The sequence below is a fragment of the Microcoleus sp. A2-C3 genome, from assembly GCF_036706065.1.
Classification (GTDB): Bacteria; Cyanobacteriota; Cyanobacteriia; order Cyanobacteriales; family Microcoleaceae; genus Microcoleus.
Window position 1 is genome coordinate 103789 of record NZ_JAUBVX010000007.1, and the last position, 16702, is coordinate 120490.

Sequence of the window (16702 nt, forward strand, 5' to 3'; positions counted from 1 at the left end):
TGCGAACCTGTGAATAATTCACGCACTGAAAATTAAGCTTAACTTAACTCGCGGCTGATTAGAAAGTACCGCATCGATAATTAATGTGATAATTTTTGTTAATGATGACGCTGTTACCCTGCCTGAGAAACTGGGATAATTTCAGTTTTGCATTTATAGTGCGAGCTGTCGCGAGCGGGGACGCTCGCACTATAATAAAAAAAATGCTTTTTGCAAAACCCAGATGCTCCCGATCAACCTGGTTTCGGGTTTCCGCTGTCGGAGCTTTTAAGACGCACTTATACTGTTTTAGATTTTAGAATAATTGGGAATGACCAGCGCTAAAAACGGAGACAAGCCCCAGACATGAATCGTGGAGTTCCCAAAGTTAAAGCTCCCAGACTCATCTGTGGATTAAATCTCAAATCTACAATTTAAAATCGATTGACTGATTCGGTAAGGGTTTGGATCGCGGACTCGATCAGTTGCATTCTTTGAGTGAAACTGGTATTGCGTTAAGAAACCGTGTTTCTACGTACTCAAGGCGATATTTATTTTTTTGATAAAGAAGTGTGGCTTGAGGGGCGATCGCATAAATCACCGATTAAATACGTAGGTGTCAAGAAATCGGCTTTCCGCGATCGGGCGGGTGTACGCACCAATAAACAGCCTGCACCCGCTACAATTGCAGCTTTGGGCGCGCACTTGTCCGCCTGCACTCGCTACCACTCAAACCCGCTTGCATTCTGCTGACAGCACAAGCAGAATCGGGATTGGCAGACTAAGCAGTGCGATCGGGCACTTCGCCATTTTATATTTTAGATTTGCAATAACTAATTACTATCGCGGTAATGTAAAAATCAAAGCATAGCCCTTTTATTTGCCGCTGCCCTCATGCCTTTGCCGCGCCTGTTAACCTTAATTGCCGCTTTCTGCCTCACCCTGGGGCTGATTATTGGGCTGGTGAGTTCCTTAACAGGGCTTTACAGTCAAGTTGCGTGGTCTGCTTCTCCGCTGCTGGCTAATTTGCTAATTTTCCTGATCATTGTACTTTTGGCAACGCTAATTTTTGCGCTATTTTACTATTTTCGGCTGCTACAACGACCGGGAAAAGTTAAGGGAAAACGGGCGATTAATCCCAAGATTCCTGTTGTCAAAAGTGAAGCTGCTTCGGAAAATCTTAAAGCAATTAGGCAGCAAGTCGATCGCATTCAAGATGAAGTAGCGCGCCAAGCTTTGCTGTTGAGAGCCCGCGAAATTGAAGCTAACATGGCTCGCGGCAATGTTCGGATCGTGGTTTTCGGCACCGGTTCTGCGGGCAAAACTTCCGCTGTAAATTCCCTCGTGGGGCGGATGGCGGGACAGGTGGGCGCGCCGATGGGAACTACCGAAGTTGGAGAAACTTACACTCTGAAATTGAAAGGAGTCGATCGCGAATTAGCAATTACAGATACCCCAGGCATCTTGGAAGCGGGAGTAGCGGGGACTTACAGAGAGGAATTGGCGCGTCAGTTGGCGGCCAGGGCTGATTTGATCTTATTTGTGTTGGACGGCGATTTGCGCAAATCTGAGTATGAACCGCTGCGGACTTTGGCGGAAATTGGCAAAAGGTCGATCGTGGTTTTTAATAAAGTTGACCTTTATCCCGACAGTGACAGAGACGAAATTCTCGATCGACTGCGGCAGCGAGTCAAAGGTTTTGTATCAGCAATGGATGTAGTTGCAATTAGCGCCAACCCGCAAAAATTTGTACTAGAAAGCGGCACAATATTTCAACCAGACCCGGATATGATGCCATTAATTCGGCGCATCGCAGCAATTTTGCGAGCCGAAGGCGAAGACTTAATTGCGGACAATATTTTGTTGCAATCTCAGCATTTGGGAGACCAAGCCCGCAAATTAATTGACGCTCAAAGGAGGCGCGCCGCTGATAAAGTAGTAGAGCGCTTTCAGTGGATCGGAGCCGGAGTAATTGCTGTAACGCCTTTACCAGTTGTAGATTTATTGGCGACAGCAGCAGTTAACGCTCAAATGGTAGTAGAAATTGCCAAGATTTACGGCTGCGAATTAAATATCGATCGCGCCAAAGAATTAGCATTATCTCTCGCCAAAACCCTAGCCAGCTTGGGAATAGTAGAAGGCGTAATTCAAGTAGTGTCAAGGGCGTTGCAATTAAGTGTAGCCGGATTTGTACTTGGCAAAGCAATTCAAGCAGTCAGCGCCGCTTATTTAACCAGAATTGCCGGGAAAAGTTTTATTGAATATTTCCGTCATGACCAAGATTGGGGCGACGGTGGCATTGCCGAAGTCGTGCAAAGGCAGTTTCAGTTAAATCGGAAAGACGAGTTTGTCAAAGCTTTTGTCAAAGATGCGATCGCCCGCGTTGTCGAACCTCTGAACATCTATCAGCAAGAAGAATCGGAACCAGAATTAGAAATGCCAGAAGAATTGGAACCAGAACCCTTGTATCAGCGGCAATCCGACGATTGGGAAAATTACAGTAATAAGCGCAACGATGAATGGTAGTTAGTCATTAGTCATTAGTCATTAGTCATTAGTCATTAGTCATTAGTCATTAGTCATTAGTCATTAGTCATTAGTCGCACGGCTGTTTCATTTTTCATTCTGCTAAAACCAGTCCTCCTAGCGGTTAAGATTGTCCGAAGAGAGGCACGAAGCAAACGAGCGTGTCTATTTTTCATAGAGTTTGATCGACTGGACTCTCTTCTTCCAAGCGTATTGGGTTAAAACCCAATACGGTTCACTTAACAGTATTTATTGCCCGGAGATCCCCCTAAATCCCCCTTAAGAAGGGGGACTTTGAAGAAATTCTTGTTCCCCCCTTTTTAAGGGGGGTTAGGGGGATCTGTCTTAAGTGAACCGTATTGGGTTAAAACCGACTCGCATAATAATATGCAGTCAGACAGGGGCTAAAACCCCTGTCTGACTGCTGCTGTGAGATCGATAAACAGCGTTATTTGAAATTAGTCGATCGCATCTGCCGCTCTTTCTGCTGCTCGTTGAGTTTTGTCAATATCTCGATTCACTTTCGCGCGCACCTTGTCCGAGGCATCTTCAGCGTTGTATTTTACATTTCGCGCTGCATCTTTGACATTTTCTTTGCCTTGGTTGACATTATATCTCAGCGACTCAGTACCTTCACTAGCTCTTTCTTTTGCTCCTTCAGTGGCTTCTTTAACAATCTCTTTTGCTCCCTTCAAGCCTTCGCGAGTATTTTCCTTGAGATTAGCAAAGCCTTCTTTTGTTTTGTCACCAAACTCATCAGCTTTCCGCTGAGCGGTGCGAGCATTGTCATTCATCTTGTCGCCAATTTGGTCAAGTTTGTTCGGCGCGTCATCTGCTACCCGCCGCACGTTTTCGCGCACATTGCTGCTAGATTTGGTGTCGATGCGGCGCTGGGCTTCCTCTTTGAGAAGCTTAGCTTTTGCTTCTGCTGCTGTAACGTTTGGGTTTCTGGGATCTGTATCGCTGTATTGATTCTGGCCGCCTTTGTATACGGAAGTTACAGCCTCTGAAGGCACTTCTTCTCTAATTTGGTCGGACGTTTTTGCTGTTGGCTCGGGCGTTTTTCCTGCTATCACATCAGCGCGAGTACAGGCAGTGCTCACTAATACTAAAATCCCGGCGAGAAACACTGTTAAAATTTGTACAGCTCGAATTTTTTTCAGAAACGCAGTTAGTCGGTTCATAAAAATGCTCCTTTCTATTGTGAGATGCTCAAATGCTTGCTGGTTCTGTAGATGGCTAGCATTACAGAATTAGGCGTTTAAACACTTTTTTTAGTATACGAATAGAAACAGGAGTTTTTTATCTATCTCAAGTTAGATTCCTCAAGTTATAGCAGTGTTTAATCGGATGAAATACAGCGCAGGACACGCGAGCATCTCTGTTTTGCATTTATAGTGCTGTCCCCGCTCGCGAGTTGTACAATACGCGAGCGGGGACAGCACTATGATAAAAAAAATGCTTTTTGCATTTGCAAAACTGAGATGCTCCCCAGGACAGCAGGACACGGCACTGCCCTGTCCTGCGCCCGATATCTGTACTTCACTCATGCGACAATCCTCAATCTTATACCAATTATTAAAAGTCGCAGTTTCCGGTAACGAAACGGCAATGCCGTTTCCCTACTTGGCTGAGCGTTTGCTACTGGGCGCGTGCACTGCGTTAAAATATTTTGCGTTTTGGGAGCTAAAAAAAACCCTCCGGTCAGGAACCAGAAGGAAGGCGGTATATGATCTCAAGTACAACAAGGTCTTTAATGCCAATTTTCGCCGTAAGTGGCGATCGCCCACATCTGTCTAATGGCTGAAAATATCTGCACAGTTAGTAATCATTTTGAATCGCTGTTTTGAGACTCTTGCAGAATTCGCCGATCGCCTCTAAACCCTCTTCGGGAGTGCCTTGGGCCAAGCGTTTAACAAAAGCACTGCCAACAATCACAGCGTCTGCACCCCATTCTTTGACTTGGCGAGCGTGTTCCGGTGTCGAGATACCAAAGCCAACGCCGATGGGTTTGTCGGTGATGCTGCGGATTTCTTGCAGCAACTCTTTTGCTCGCGTATCTAAGCCTTCGCGCACTCCTGTAACCCCCGTCACGCTGACTAAGTAAATAAATCCTTGAGACTGGCGGGCGATCGCTTCTATGCGACTTTTGGGACTTGTGGGAGCAACTAATAATGTTAGTTCAATCCCTAATTTGTTGGCAGGTTGGATGAGGCTGTCGGCTTCTTCCAAGGGTAAATCTGGTACAACCAATCCCTGAACTCCAGCACTTTTGATTTGTTGCAAAAAGGTTTCTATACCTCGGTACAAAATCGGGTTGTAGTAGGTGAAGAGAATTATGGGCGATCGCAAATTCGGACTAACTTTAGCTACCATTTCCAGCACCGGATCTAACCGCGTTCCCCGCTGCAAAGCCCTAGTAGCGGCGGCTTGAATCACCGGCCCGTCAGCCAGCGGGTCAGAATAGGGAACACCAAGCTCGATCGCATCTGCACCGTTATCATCCAAAACTTGTAGTGCTTTAGCCGTTGTCTCCAAGTCTGGATCGCCAGCAGTAATAAAAGGAATTAATGCACATTGGTTGCTTTTACGCAACGTTTCAAAACAATTAGAAATACTCATTAGTTATGTATGATAGAAGGAAGAAGGAAGAAGGAAGAGGGAAGAAGAAAGAAGATCGTGCTTATTTTCGGGGACGTGATATCTGCAATCAATCATCAGTCCCCAGTCATTTGAGAGAGAGTTTGTTACTAACGACTAATCGCTAATAACTCATCAATAACTAATGACTAATGACTGAGGACTAATGACTAATGACTAACTATCTTTTTCCTGTTCAATTTCGGCTTGAAGTTTAGCTAACTCTTCAGGAGTGAGTGCATCTAGCTGCTTCTGCAAGACAGCATCTTTGTACTCTTTCAGTTGCTCGCTGTAGGTCATACTTTGAGTCAGCGCTCGAAATAAATAAGTCACCAGCCAGCCAATCAAGCCAGCCACCAAAAATAACTGACTCCAAATGCCTGCATTCATGCTGTCGAGTCCGGCGAATTGTAGTACCAAGTAGGCCAACCCACCTGCTACAAAAAAGCCGAGACTGATTCCAATTACATCAATACGTCGCATTTAGGCTTCTATCTGCCGCCGTTTGGGGCGAAAATTCAAAAAGGGAGCTAGGAGAAACATACCTGGGAAAAAGAAGAACATCAAGAAGTACATAAAGCCACGCTCAAAAGAGGTGGCCACGTACCAGCGGCTGTTCAGGTAGGCGTAGGTGGCTGCGGGTACTACCAGGAGGTAGGCTCCGGCCAAGACGGCATAAAGCAGTAAAGTAATATACATAGATTTGATTTAGGGGGAAAATCACACGGGTAAGTGCGTTGACACGCTCCGCTAGCTGGTTAACTATTGTACCGCTTGGGGAGATCCAGCGCGACTTTTGAGAATTTTTCGATTAGGGGTTGCGTAAATTGGGGTTTGGTTGTAGAATAAAAGGCTGTTGTTGTCACTGGCTCAAACCCACAGCAGCAGCTTGACGAAAGGGGGGTGTGGCGGAATGGTAGACGCTACGGACTTAAAATCCGTTGACCCGAAACGGTCGTGTGGGTTCAAGTCCCTCCACCCCCATACAATTCTATGTTTTGTGAGTTAACAAGCTGTTGCGGCATTTAACTTTGTTTTTCTGGGCGGGCTCTTCCGCCCACCCCACAAGAGTTTTAAGAAAGAAGATTTTTCAAATTAGATGCGCGCCAGCTTTTAGTAATTCTTGCAAGATTTGTGGGATGGGCTTGGAGCCATTAGTGTCAACTTAACATCAAACGTAGTTACAGACTGCTGTTTACCGCTGAGGCCCGATCCCCCCTAGCCACCATGATAGTCGGGGGGGACAAGAATCTTCTCAAAGTCCCCCTTCTTAAGGGGGATTTAGGGGGATCTGGTCTCGGATAAAAGCGAGATTTATCAACGGTTTTAGGCGATTGTTGACACCAATGGCTTTGAGCAGCGTCCCGAATCGCCTGCTATACTACGCAGCAACTGGCAAATTAATTACAAATTCCGTGCCCTGTCCTATTTGAGAATTCACCTCGATTTTGCCTTGATGCTTGGCAACGATTTGATAGGAAATAGCTAATCCCAATCCAGTGCCTTTGCCGATCGACTTTGTAGTAAAAAATGGGTCAAATATCTGCTGGGCACTGGCTGCTGCAATTCCCGGCCCATTATCCCGAATCTTGACAGTGACAGCGTTGTCTGCCATAACTTCCGTGCTAATCCAAATCGTTGGTGAAAACCCTTTGTCTGTCTTTTTCACCTCCTCCAGCGCATCTATTGCATTACTAATAATATTCATAAATACTTGATTCAGTTGCGATCCAAAGCACTCAACCGGAGGCAAATTGCCGTATTTTTTAATAACTTCAATACCTTGTTTGAGTCGATGATTGAGAATTACCAGGGTGCTGTCTATTCCTTCGTGAATGTCGGCAGGTTTCATTTTGCCGTCATCTAAGCGCGAAAAGTTACGCATGGATACGACAATTTCATGAATGCGATCGGCTCCCATTTTCATCGAAGAAAGTGTTTTTGGCAAATCTTCTCTGAGAAATTCCAATTCAATATCTTCGATGCGCTCTTGAATTGCATCTGGTGGGTTGGGATAGTATTCTTGATAGAGAGTTACCAAACCTGCCAAATCTTCGATGTATTGGTTGGCATAGTCAATGTTGCCCCCGATGAAGTTGACGGGATTGTTGATTTCGTGGGCTATACCTGCTACCATGTGACCGAGAGACGACATTTTTTCGGTCTGAATTAATTGGGATTGAGTTTGTTTGAGTTCTTCTGTATACTCGCTAACTCGCTGAATTAATTGATTGAAAGAAGCTGCTAAAACTCCGATTTCGTCTTCGGTTGTGACTGGTACTTGCAGGTTAAAATTAGATTCGCGGGCGACTTGCTGAGCGACGTTAGTGACCGTTTCGAGGGGTTGGGCGATCGCACGGCTGGTTTTGTCCGCCAGTAACACGGCGATCAGTGCTGAAATTAGCATCCCCCCCCAAATAATTCGGTTTCCCAAACCTTCAGCCTCTTCTAATGCTTCCGCTCCTTGCAGTTTTTGAATTTCTACTGTAGAAATTAGCTCGGTTAAACTGTGAGCAAGGTTATCTAGTACGATCGCCTCTTGACCGCTGCTCGTCCTCAACATTTGTAGCTGTGCGGACTCGATGCTGTTGGGTGGCAAGTTCCAAACATCCGCTTCTTTTAACTGCAATTTAATTAGCTGATCGTAGTAATCAATGACGATGGCATATCTCTGCAATATAGCGTGCAATGCTGCCTCTTCTGTTGCTAGTTTATCGGGATTTTCTCGTGCGAAAGATTCAATTTCTGAAATCAGGATTTTCGCCTGATTGATTTGCCCGACAAAGCGATCGTGTTCGTATTGCAGCCACACCGTGTCTCCCAAAACGGCCGGCAATTTCGCCGCGTGCGATCGGGCTTCAAATACGGTATTTTGCAAATTTTGCAGCAGTTGCTGCTGTTGCCCAGCAACATTTACCTGAATTAAAGCTTGCTTGCGAAAGTAGTCTCCGGCTTTCAGTCCCGCACCCGTACCCAAAATCGCTATGCCGATCGCTAAAGCATAGCCGTAGCTAATTTTTTGGCCGATCCGCAAATGATTGAATCGTTCCCTCACCCAATTGAGATTAATAGATGAATGCTGGAACAAGTTTTTTTTAACATAGCAATTTGACTCTAGTTTACTATCTTGGCGCTGATTTTGAGTAAATAATAACATTTAAAGTTCCTCCCAAAACAATCAGGAGTTGTTGACATCCTGCACAATTTTTTGTAAGTTTGAGGAACAGCCAAAACCTGAATTTATCGGTCAATCGTTTAACTTAGGTTAAAACCTATAATATTTCGGCTCTTACTCCTGAAAAAATGCGATCGGGAGATCCGACAGTTTTTTTGGCTTTTAACTTTTGGCGTTATTTTGGGGTGGACAGTCGGTTGCGTACAAAATATTGAAACTATTTTTTGTCTTAAGTCCACCAGATAAATGCTGTTTTCGCTGCTAGCAGACGCAATTTAGCCGATCCCTTCTGAATTATCTCTGTTATTATGCGAGAATGTTTGTGATCTGTATCAACAATCTATGTGATTTTACGCTGATTTACAAAACTTATGATAACTGCGAGCACTATTTTCAATCAGTTGGGGACAGAAGGCCCAACTACGGGTTCTCCCCGTTTTTCTTTTTCTGCCAGTTCTAGGTTCAATTCCAGCAGTTTTGCTAAAATATCGTCGCTTTCAGTAAATCCGTAAGCTGCATTACATTGGCGATCGAGGGCTTCATGGAGTTAAAATAGCTGACTTGTTGGTTATTCAAAATAATCATGGTAAAGTTGAGTAATTCCCCACTGTTTTTCTAACATTTGTTGAGTGCGGTACAGTGAAGTAAGATTCAAGCGCCATCACCTTTCTCATTCCTAAACATTTTCCGTTTTAATACTGTAGTTTTAATACTGTAGCAGGTGCAATCATGGTAAAGTCTCAGTATGAGGGATATTCCGTCGGTCAAAAACACACTTTCGCACTCCGGGAGAACTTCGGAAGTGCCAAAGTGTATGCACAAAATGCACAGTCAATACTTAACAAAGCTACTGTATTTATCAGTGCTTACGATTTCACGCTCAATCCTTATCGCGGCTGTCAATACGGATGCAGCTATTGTTATGCTGCTGCTTTTAGCCCGAATTCACAGATGCGGGAGGATTGGGGAAATTGGGTAATCATTAAGCAAAATGCAGCGGAAATTTTAAAGAAAGAGTTGGAACGTTGGCACAAGAAAAACCCCGATCGCCCACCGACAATTTACATGAGTAGTGTCACAGATCCGTATCAGCCAATTGAAACTAAAGAACAACTAACTAGGCACTTGTTAGAAGTGATGGTTCCCTATCAACCGACGCTGGTTATCCAAACTCGCAGTCCTATGATAACTAGAGATGTCGATATTTTACAGCAATTTCAGCGATTGCGAATTAACATGAGCATTCCCACTGGTAGCGAAAAAGTGAGGAAAGATTTTGAACCAAAATCGCCGAGTATTCCTGCGAGACTCAAAGCTATTGCCAAACTGAAATACAGCTTTCCTTATCAAGAAAATTGCGAAGTAAAATTTTCTATAACTGTGACACCATTACTCCCTACCTTACCGGAAGATGAAGCTAATTTTATTAGGAAGCTGGAAGTTGTAGATCGAGTGGTGATTCAGGATTTTCATGCCAGTAATGAGCGATCGCTAATTGCGTCAACGCGCTCAGAAGCATTAGCTCTTAAACACAAGTACGCTTGGTGGTACAATAGCGAACAGCAGAGTTATCGCAAGTTTAAAAATAAACTCAAGGCGATGCTCCCCGATGTTGAAATTATGGAAGGTAAAGAGGGATTTGGCTATGAATAATCCGCTAGCTAACTGGTGGCGTTCTCAAAAATTTAACCAAGCCGTGAAGAGTCAAAATAATCGACTTGCCCAAAAACTGTTAAAAGAAATAAAAAATTCAGGGGCAAAACTATCGTGGCATGAGAAACTCTATAAAGATCGGCTACAGCTTGAAAAATTATTGCAACAAAAAAATGACCGCATCCAAAAAGGCGATCGGCGTTTAGCAGAATTAGAAGTGCAAGTGGGGTTCGGACAACTTGACGCCTTTCCAGAGTATATTGATGAGTTAAATTTGCTTCCAGACACAAAGTTTATTGAAGTTATTTCACAAAGTTTTAAATTTATAGAATGCGATGCCAGCATGATCCAATGCACAGGCATTCATGAAAAAGTGTTCGATAATTTTGAACAACATTTGGCTGGTTTTATCAAAAATGAGTTTAATAATTTAAAACGCCAAAAAACAAACTTTGATTTTTTAGTTCAACAAGCTATTGACGATATACAAAAACTCAAAGAAGGACAAGATCCTCAATACAGTTTTGAGCTAAGTCCTCACATCTATTTAATCAGGTATTTCCTAGATAACGTCTATTGTGCATATCTAGCTTGGTTTCTTATTTACAAAGCAGGGTTATTACCAACTAAAGTCAATATCCTTGATATTGCCGCAGGGCCGGGGACAGTTGCCTACGGACTAGGTTTGTTGCTGGAAAGTATTAACGACTTTTGTTCAATGCCGCCAATGCACATATCCTATTACTCTTTGAAACAGCAAAAAGCTTTTCAATATCGCGGACTCCAGTTTTGGCGGCAATATATGGAGCCCCAGGCGATCAATGCTTACTTTCGGTTTGACACTTGTAGTATTTTTGATGGTGAAAATCTATCTAAAAAAATTCCTCAAAATTTTTTTGAGTTTATTGTAATTTCTCACTGTTTTTTTAACGATGGAGAGAGCAGAGAAAAATCCCATTTAATTTATCAAGATATATTTGCCAACAGCCTGACAGATTCTGGTTACGCTTTGCTAATCATTCAAGAAAAAAAGTTGCTCATACCGTACAATATTCGTCAAATTGAAAGTTGTGAACAGGAGCTAAGTGTAGTCAAACAATTCGTTGATGAACTGGGGTTAAAACTGGTTTGGTATAAATATTTAAATTCAACTGGTAGCAGGATATCTCATCCTAACTTTGGAAAATTTGCTAGAGACAATCTAGCTTGCCAAAAATACATCAGTCCACTTTTTCGCCAGCACTTTAATTTACCTTATGACTTAAGTTATGGACTTGATGACTATGTGATATTGGCACAAAAATGAATTGTTAAAATGAGAAAATTCAATCAGACATTATTTGAAATGTTCAATTGAGATGCAAAAAACTGTGACTGCACATTCACCTGACAAACCTACAAATCAAGTTCAAAATAATTGGCACGGCAGGCTCAATTTAGTCTACGCCAACCGTGACGGCGCAACTCAAATCATCCACAATCAAATGCAAGCACCCCTCAAGGTGCAGCGTCCGTTTTATCCTGAAGGTAAAGAGGTTTGTCACAGCGTAGTTTTGCACACGGCTGGGGGAGTTGTCGGGGGCGATCGCCTTTCCAGCAATTTCCACCTCCAAGCAAACGCCAAAGCCTTAATCACCACCGCAGCCGCTGCAAAAATTTATCGCAGCAGCGGACAGTCAGCACAACAAAATATTGATATTCAAGTAGATTCCGCTGCGAATTTGGAATTGCTACCGCAGGAAACCATCGTTTTCGATGGCGCAATTTATCGACAAAATTTGCGGGTAGAATTAGCCCCGCAAGCCAGTATTTTACTGTGGGAAATTACCAGATTTGGACGCAGTGCTAGGGGCGAAAAATTCTTGTCGGGAGAATGGCGATCGCACACCGAAATCTGGCAGCAGAACAGCCCTCTGTGGATTGACAGACAATGGCTCCAAGGTGGATCAGAAATGCTAGAAAGTTCTCACGGTTTAGCAGGAAAACCCGTAGTCGCTACCCTCGCTTGGGTTGGTGAATCCGTCACCACAGAACTCGTGGGACAAGTGCGAGCTTTGCCATCTGAAGCAACAATTTATCCTGGTAATTGTACCATCGGCGTGACTCGCATTCCCAACGGTTTGCTGTGCCGATATCGCGGTACATCCACCGCCGCAGCTAGAGACTGGTTTGTGAGCATTTGGCACTTGCTGCGTTTATCTTTTTCCGAACGCCCTTGCTGTTTGCCGAGAGTTTGGGTAAAATAGAATCATATTTTATTTTCAATAGATTTACCGCGACTGATAGTTAAACTTGATCCAATAATGCGATCGCCCTTACCAGAATAAAAATGCAACTCACCCCCCAAGAAAAAGACAAACTGCTGATTTTCACGGCCGCCCTGGTAGCCGAGCGCCGAAAACAAAGAGGTTTAAAATTAAACTATCCAGAAGCACTAGCCTACATTTCCGCCGCGATTTTAGAAGGAGCAAGGGATGGCCTCACCGTCGCAGATTTAATGAGTTACGGCACAACTCTCCTGACGCGGGAAGATGTGATGGAAGGGATACCAGAAATGGTACACGAAGTGCAGGTTGAGGCGACTTTTCCCGACGGAACTAAGTTGGTGACAGTTCACGATCCGATTCGTTAAATATTTAAACAAAAAAACTTGCAGGAGACAGATATGATTCCGGGAGAAATGATTGTTTCAGATGGTGAAATTGAGCTAAATGCCGATCGCCCAACAGTGCGATTGCTGGTCGGAAATACGGGCGACAGGCCCATTCAAGTCGGTTCCCACTATCACTTTTATGAGGTAAATGAAGCCTTAGAATTCAATCGAGAACAATCAAGAGGAATGCGGTTGGATATCCCCGCAGGTACAGCAGTTAGATTTGAACCCGGAGATGAAAGAGAAATTCAATTAGTGCCGTTTGTTGGTAGCCGTCAAGTTTACGGCTTTAACGGTAAGATTAATGGTGAGTTAGATGGATGAAACTTCAGCTATTATCAAGAATCTTGCTAAATAGTATAATTTAAGTTAGCCTCAACTACCAACTAAAAAAATATTAATATTAGGAGAAAGCATGAGTTACAGAATGAATCGCCGCGCTTACGCAGAAACATTCGGGCCGACAACGGGCGATCGCGTGCGGTTAGCTGATACTGAGTTATTCATAGAAGTTGAAAAAGACTTCACAACCTACGGGGATGAAGTGAAATTTGGCGGTGGGAAAGTCATTCGCGACGGCATGGGACAGTCGCCTATTTCTAATGCTGATGGTGCTGTTGACACGGTAATTACTAATGCTTTAATATTGGATTGGTGGGGAATTGTTAAGGCGGATATTGGACTTAAAAACGGAAAAATTTACAAAATTGGTAAAGCTGGAAATCCTTACATTCAAGATAGGGTAGATATTATTATCGGGCCGGGTACAGAAGTAATTGCTGGTGAAGGAATGATTCTCACGGCGGGGGGAGTTGATACTCACATTCATTTTATTTGCCCGCAACAAATCGAAGTGGCGATCGCCTCTGGAGTCACTACCATGATCGGCGGCGGTACTGGCCCAGCAACCGGTACAAACGCCACAACTTGCACTCCGGGGCCTTGGCATATGTACAGAATGCTGCAAGCAGCCGACGCTTTCCCCGTAAATATCGGTTTTTCAGGTAAAGGAAATAGCAGTCAACCCCAAGGATTAATTGAACAAATATTTGCCGGTGCAATGGGTTTGAAACTCCACGAAGATTGGGGAACTACGCCAGCAACGATCGACAATTGTTTGAGTGTAGCTGACGAGTACGACGTGCAAGTTGCAATTCACACCGATACTCTCAATGAAGCGGGATTTGTGGAAGCTACAATTGCGGCATTTAAAAATCGCGCTATTCACACTTACCACACAGAAGGTGCTGGCGGCGGACACGCACCGGATATTATTAAAGTCTGCGGCCAGGCTAATGTTTTGCCTTCGTCTACTAACCCGACTCGCCCTTATACTGTCAATACTTTGGAAGAACATTTAGATATGTTGATGGTTTGCCACCATTTGGATCGGGGGATTCCTGAAGATGTGGCTTTTGCTGAGTCAAGAATTAGAAGGGAAACTATTGCTGCTGAGGATATTTTGCACGATTTGGGTGCGTTTAGTATGATTTCTTCTGACTCGCAGGCGATGGGTAGGGTTGGAGAGGTGATTATTCGGACTTGGCAAACGGCACATAAAATGAAGGTGCAAAGAGGTCATTTGGATGGGCAAGATGCCCCTGCAACCAGTGGGGAAAATGATAATTTTCGGGCGAAGCGGTACATTGCGAAATATACAATTAATCCGGCGATTACTCACGGAATTAGTCAGTATGTGGGTTCGGTGGAAGAGGGGAAGTTGGCGGATTTGTGTTTGTGGCGGCCGGCGTTTTTTGGGGTGAAACCGGAGTTGGTGATTAAGGGTGGTGCGATCGCCTATGGGCAGATGGGAGACGCTAACGCCAGTATTCCTACGCCGCAACCGGTGCATATGCGGCCGATGTTTGGCAGTTTTGGGGGGGCTATTGGGGCGACTTGTTTGACGTTTGTTTCGCAGGCTGCGCGCGATCGAGATATTGCCGCACAGCTCGGTTTACAAAAGCCAACTGTAGCAGTTTCGGGGACGCGGCAGATTAGTAAAAGAGATATGAAACTGAACGATTATTTGCCGCAGATGGAAGTCGATCCAGAAACCTATGAAGTGAGGGCAGATGGGCAATTGTTAACTTGCGAACCGGCAACTGTTTTGCCAATGGCGCAGCGATATTTTCTGTTTTGATATAAGTTCGTAGTGAGGACTTCATTCCTTTTCCAGCAGGTTTTGAGGCAAGTAAGACTAAAGTCCTTACTACAAACTTATGGTTTTATTATATTTGGAATAATTGAGCGCTCGCACTATCAAACCCAGGCACAAAAACCAAAAATAAAGTGCAATATTAACACCGCTCAACAACTTCGGAATTCCCTCCAGCAAGCTCGAAACTATCTCATTTTTTAAAGGCAGCGCTTCTGCAAAAAAGGCAACAAATAACAAACCAACGCCGCTCAGCAGTAAAGGGTACGGAGTGAATTTTATTTGCCTCCTAAAAGCTAATCCGTATGCAACTGCCAGCACGGCGTAAAATATGACAATTGTCGCTTTCGGAAAACCCGCACGTCCCAGGTGAACGTGGGTGCGAAAAACTTCATTGAATAGAAAGCAACCTGTAAACAGTGCCGAATATAAAATAAATCGATTTTCCGGGCGATTTGGTTGCAGAATTCTCAGCAATCCAAAAGTAAAAGCGCACAGGATTACAGATAAATAAAATAACATTTGGAACGCCAAGAAAAAGAAACCTGCACCCGGATAGGTGGCAGAGCAAGGTGGCAAAAACAACCCTTTTACCGAAGAACCGAATAAACTCAGACACCCCGTCACTAGCGCAACCAGCACTAAAGTTAAACTGTTAAAAAAGAACACAGTTTTGTAACTTGCCATAATTAATCACTAAAAACTAACATCAGGAGATTCAATTACGAACAGTGGTAAGGTGCTTATACACCCTACGCAACTTCAATTCTCAAATCTAAAATCTCACATCTAAAATGGTATTACCCGTGCATTTCTCCACTTGGCATGATGGTACCGCGCAATTGAGCTCCCGCTAAATTAGCAGTGCTCAAATCTGCCCTAATTAAACTTGTGCGGTGCAAAATGGCATCCCGCAAATCTGTTTTAGCCAGGTAAGCATCAGTCAAGTCGGCTTCACTCAAATTCGCCTGATTAAAATTAGCACGACTCAAATCAGCCCGCACCAAATTAGCACGACTCAAATCAGCCATCACCAAATTAGCATTACTCAACTTAACATCAGGAAGAAATGCACCGCGCAAATTAGCACCAGCCAATTCAGCATCAATTAATATAGCTCTTTCCAATTTAGCATTAGTCATAACAGCCCAGCAAAGATTTGTTTCTACCAAAGTTGCTTCAGTTAAAAACGTGCCATCTAAAATAGCTTCGCTCAAATTCGCCTGAGTCAGATTTACTTCCCGCAGAGATGCTTCAGTCAAATTCGCTTTACTGAGATTAGCTTTAGTCAAATCTGCACCCAGCAAATTGACACCGCGCAAATCAGCACCTTGCAAATTCGCACCGCGCAAATTTGCACCCTCAAAAATTCGCTGCTCCTTGCGCAGATTTGCGCCGCGCAAGCAGGCACCGCGCAAATCTGCACCTTGCAAATTGACCCCTCGCATATCTGCATCGGTCAAATTTGCATCGATAAAAACTGCCAAAGAAATGTTAGCTCTGCGAAAGTCTGCACCTTGCAAAGTAGCTCCGTGGAAGTCGGCATCGGACAAATTTGCTGCGCTCAAGTTGGCCTGATTTAAGTTAGCACCACACAACTTTGCGTTAGTTAAATTTGCACGCTGAAGGTTAATTCTGCTCAGATACGACATCGCTAAGTTTGCACCCCAAAGGTCAGCACTGCTTAAATTGACGCCAATTAAATCGGCACCGATCAGGTGAACGCCTCTCAAATTCATACCTTGAAAATCTAGTTCGCCTGATGTATATCGCCTTAAAACTTCGCTGGCATTCATATTTTTTGGTTGTTAGTTATTGGGCAAGATTCACTTAAGTAGGTGGTACAAATAAACATTAGATGGAGGGCGGATTTTGCCTTCATAAACTGGTTTGCATCATAAATTTTTAACTAAACCCGCCC

15 protein-coding genes and 1 tRNA gene are annotated in these 16702 nt (G+C 44.0%); 9 read left to right on the forward strand and 7 right to left on the reverse strand.

Going from position 1 to position 16702, the window contains the following annotated elements; all coding sequences use genetic code 11:
- The first annotated feature begins 504 nt into the window (after positions 1 to 504).
- The gene (locus tag QUB66_RS06400; protein WP_332966810.1) at positions 505 to 732 is read left to right on the forward strand and encodes a hypothetical protein; all 228 of its coding nucleotides are present in this window, start codon (positions 505 to 507) and stop codon (positions 730 to 732) included.
- Between the two features lie 141 nt (positions 733 to 873).
- A complete protein-coding gene (locus QUB66_RS06405) occupies positions 874 to 2505 on the forward strand; it encodes a YcjF family protein (protein ID WP_332966809.1) in 1632 nt (543 codons plus the stop codon).
- A gap of 458 nt (positions 2506 to 2963) precedes the next feature.
- Here QUB66_RS06405 and QUB66_RS06410 read toward each other — a convergent pair whose 3' ends face one another.
- From QUB66_RS06410 to ndhL, 4 genes are all read right to left on the reverse strand, one after another.
- Positions 2964 to 3689, reverse strand: coding sequence for a DUF6658 family protein (locus QUB66_RS06410; RefSeq protein ID WP_265233450.1), 726 nt, complete (start codon positions 3687 to 3689; stop codon positions 2964 to 2966).
- 637 nt (positions 3690 to 4326) lie between these two features.
- Positions 4327 to 5127: a tryptophan synthase subunit alpha gene (trpA, locus tag QUB66_RS06415; protein ID WP_332966808.1), complete on the reverse strand. Its 801-nt coding sequence runs from the start codon at positions 5125 to 5127 to the stop codon at positions 4327 to 4329.
- 195 nt (positions 5128 to 5322) lie between these two features.
- A complete protein-coding gene (locus QUB66_RS06420) occupies positions 5323 to 5628 on the reverse strand; it encodes a DUF3007 family protein (RefSeq protein ID WP_332966807.1) in 306 nt (101 codons plus the stop codon).
- On the reverse strand, positions 5629 to 5844 hold the full coding sequence (gene ndhL / locus QUB66_RS06425) for an NAD(P)H-quinone oxidoreductase subunit L (protein WP_193972727.1): 216 nt from the start codon (positions 5842 to 5844) through the stop codon (positions 5629 to 5631).
- A gap of 200 nt (positions 5845 to 6044) precedes the next feature.
- Between ndhL and QUB66_RS06430 the strand changes: the two genes are divergently transcribed.
- Positions 6045 to 6129, forward strand: a tRNA-Leu gene (locus QUB66_RS06430).
- Between the two features lie 397 nt (positions 6130 to 6526).
- Here the strand turns inward: QUB66_RS06430 and QUB66_RS06435 are convergent.
- A complete protein-coding gene (locus QUB66_RS06435; protein WP_332966806.1) occupies positions 6527 to 8302 on the reverse strand; it encodes a sensor histidine kinase in 1776 nt (591 codons plus the stop codon).
- Positions 8303 to 9049: 747 nt separating this feature from the next.
- On the opposite strand from QUB66_RS06435, the gene QUB66_RS06440 reads away from it, so the two are divergent.
- The 6 genes from QUB66_RS06440 to ureC all read left to right on the forward strand — a co-directional run bounded on the left by QUB66_RS06440 (position 9050) and on the right by ureC (position 14766).
- On the forward strand, positions 9050 to 9973 hold the full coding sequence (locus QUB66_RS06440; protein ID WP_332966805.1) for an SPL family radical SAM protein: 924 nt from the start codon (positions 9050 to 9052) through the stop codon (positions 9971 to 9973).
- On the forward strand, positions 9966 to 11279 hold the full coding sequence (locus QUB66_RS06445; protein ID WP_332966804.1) for a photosystem II assembly protein: 1314 nt from the start codon (positions 9966 to 9968) through the stop codon (positions 11277 to 11279). Before QUB66_RS06440 ends, QUB66_RS06445 begins: the two co-directional genes overlap by 8 nt.
- 64 nt (positions 11280 to 11343) lie before the next feature.
- Positions 11344 to 12219: an urease accessory protein UreD gene (locus QUB66_RS06450; RefSeq protein WP_332966803.1), complete on the forward strand. Its 876-nt coding sequence runs from the start codon at positions 11344 to 11346 to the stop codon at positions 12217 to 12219.
- 83 nt (positions 12220 to 12302) lie between these two features.
- A complete protein-coding gene (gene ureA / locus QUB66_RS06455; protein ID WP_015179363.1) occupies positions 12303 to 12605 on the forward strand; it encodes an urease subunit gamma in 303 nt (100 codons plus the stop codon).
- 33 nt (positions 12606 to 12638) lie between these two features.
- Positions 12639 to 12950: an urease subunit beta gene (locus QUB66_RS06460; RefSeq protein WP_332966802.1), complete on the forward strand. Its 312-nt coding sequence runs from the start codon at positions 12639 to 12641 to the stop codon at positions 12948 to 12950.
- A 91-nt stretch (positions 12951 to 13041) separates the two neighbouring features.
- Positions 13042 to 14766, forward strand: a complete 1725-nt coding sequence (gene ureC / locus QUB66_RS06465) for an urease subunit alpha (RefSeq protein ID WP_265233443.1) — start codon at positions 13042 to 13044, stop codon at positions 14764 to 14766.
- A 69-nt stretch (positions 14767 to 14835) separates the two neighbouring features.
- Here the strand turns inward: ureC and QUB66_RS06470 are convergent, their stop codons facing one another.
- Together QUB66_RS06470 and QUB66_RS06475 are read right to left on the reverse strand one after the other, a co-directional pair.
- Positions 14836 to 15468, reverse strand: coding sequence for a hypothetical protein (locus QUB66_RS06470; RefSeq protein WP_332966801.1), 633 nt, complete (start codon positions 15466 to 15468; stop codon positions 14836 to 14838).
- A gap of 113 nt (positions 15469 to 15581) precedes the next feature.
- The gene (locus QUB66_RS06475; RefSeq protein ID WP_265233441.1) at positions 15582 to 16577 is read right to left on the reverse strand and encodes a pentapeptide repeat-containing protein; all 996 of its coding nucleotides are present in this window, start codon (positions 16575 to 16577) and stop codon (positions 15582 to 15584) included.
- Positions 16578 to 16702 lie beyond the last annotated feature (125 nt).

Coding starts and splice junctions, on each gene's coding strand:
- trpA (WP_332966808.1), bottom strand. CDS start 5,127: ATGAGTATTTCTAATTGTTTTGAAACGTTGCGTAAAAGCAACCAATGT.
- QUB66_RS06410 (WP_265233450.1), bottom strand. CDS start 3,689: ATGAACCGACTAACTGCGTTTCTGAAAAAAATTCGAGCTGTACAAATT.
- ureC (WP_265233443.1), top strand. CDS start 13,042: ATGAGTTACAGAATGAATCGCCGCGCTTACGCAGAAACATTCGGGCCG.
- QUB66_RS06440 (WP_332966805.1), top strand. CDS start 9,050: ATGGTAAAGTCTCAGTATGAGGGATATTCCGTCGGTCAAAAACACACT.
- ndhL (WP_193972727.1), bottom strand. CDS start 5,844: ATGTATATTACTTTACTGCTTTATGCCGTCTTGGCCGGAGCCTACCTC.
- QUB66_RS06435 (WP_332966806.1), bottom strand. CDS start 8,302: ATGTTATTATTTACTCAAAATCAGCGCCAAGATAGTAAACTAGAGTCA.
- QUB66_RS06470 (WP_332966801.1), bottom strand. CDS start 15,468: ATGGCAAGTTACAAAACTGTGTTCTTTTTTAACAGTTTAACTTTAGTG.
- QUB66_RS06405 (WP_332966809.1), top strand. CDS start 874: ATGCCTTTGCCGCGCCTGTTAACCTTAATTGCCGCTTTCTGCCTCACC.
- QUB66_RS06460 (WP_332966802.1), top strand. CDS start 12,639: ATGATTCCGGGAGAAATGATTGTTTCAGATGGTGAAATTGAGCTAAAT.
- ureA (WP_015179363.1), top strand. CDS start 12,303: ATGCAACTCACCCCCCAAGAAAAAGACAAACTGCTGATTTTCACGGCC.
- QUB66_RS06475 (WP_265233441.1), bottom strand. CDS start 16,577: ATGAATGCCAGCGAAGTTTTAAGGCGATATACATCAGGCGAACTAGAT.
- QUB66_RS06445 (WP_332966804.1), top strand. CDS start 9,966: ATGAATAATCCGCTAGCTAACTGGTGGCGTTCTCAAAAATTTAACCAA.
- QUB66_RS06420 (WP_332966807.1), bottom strand. CDS start 5,628: ATGCGACGTATTGATGTAATTGGAATCAGTCTCGGCTTTTTTGTAGCA.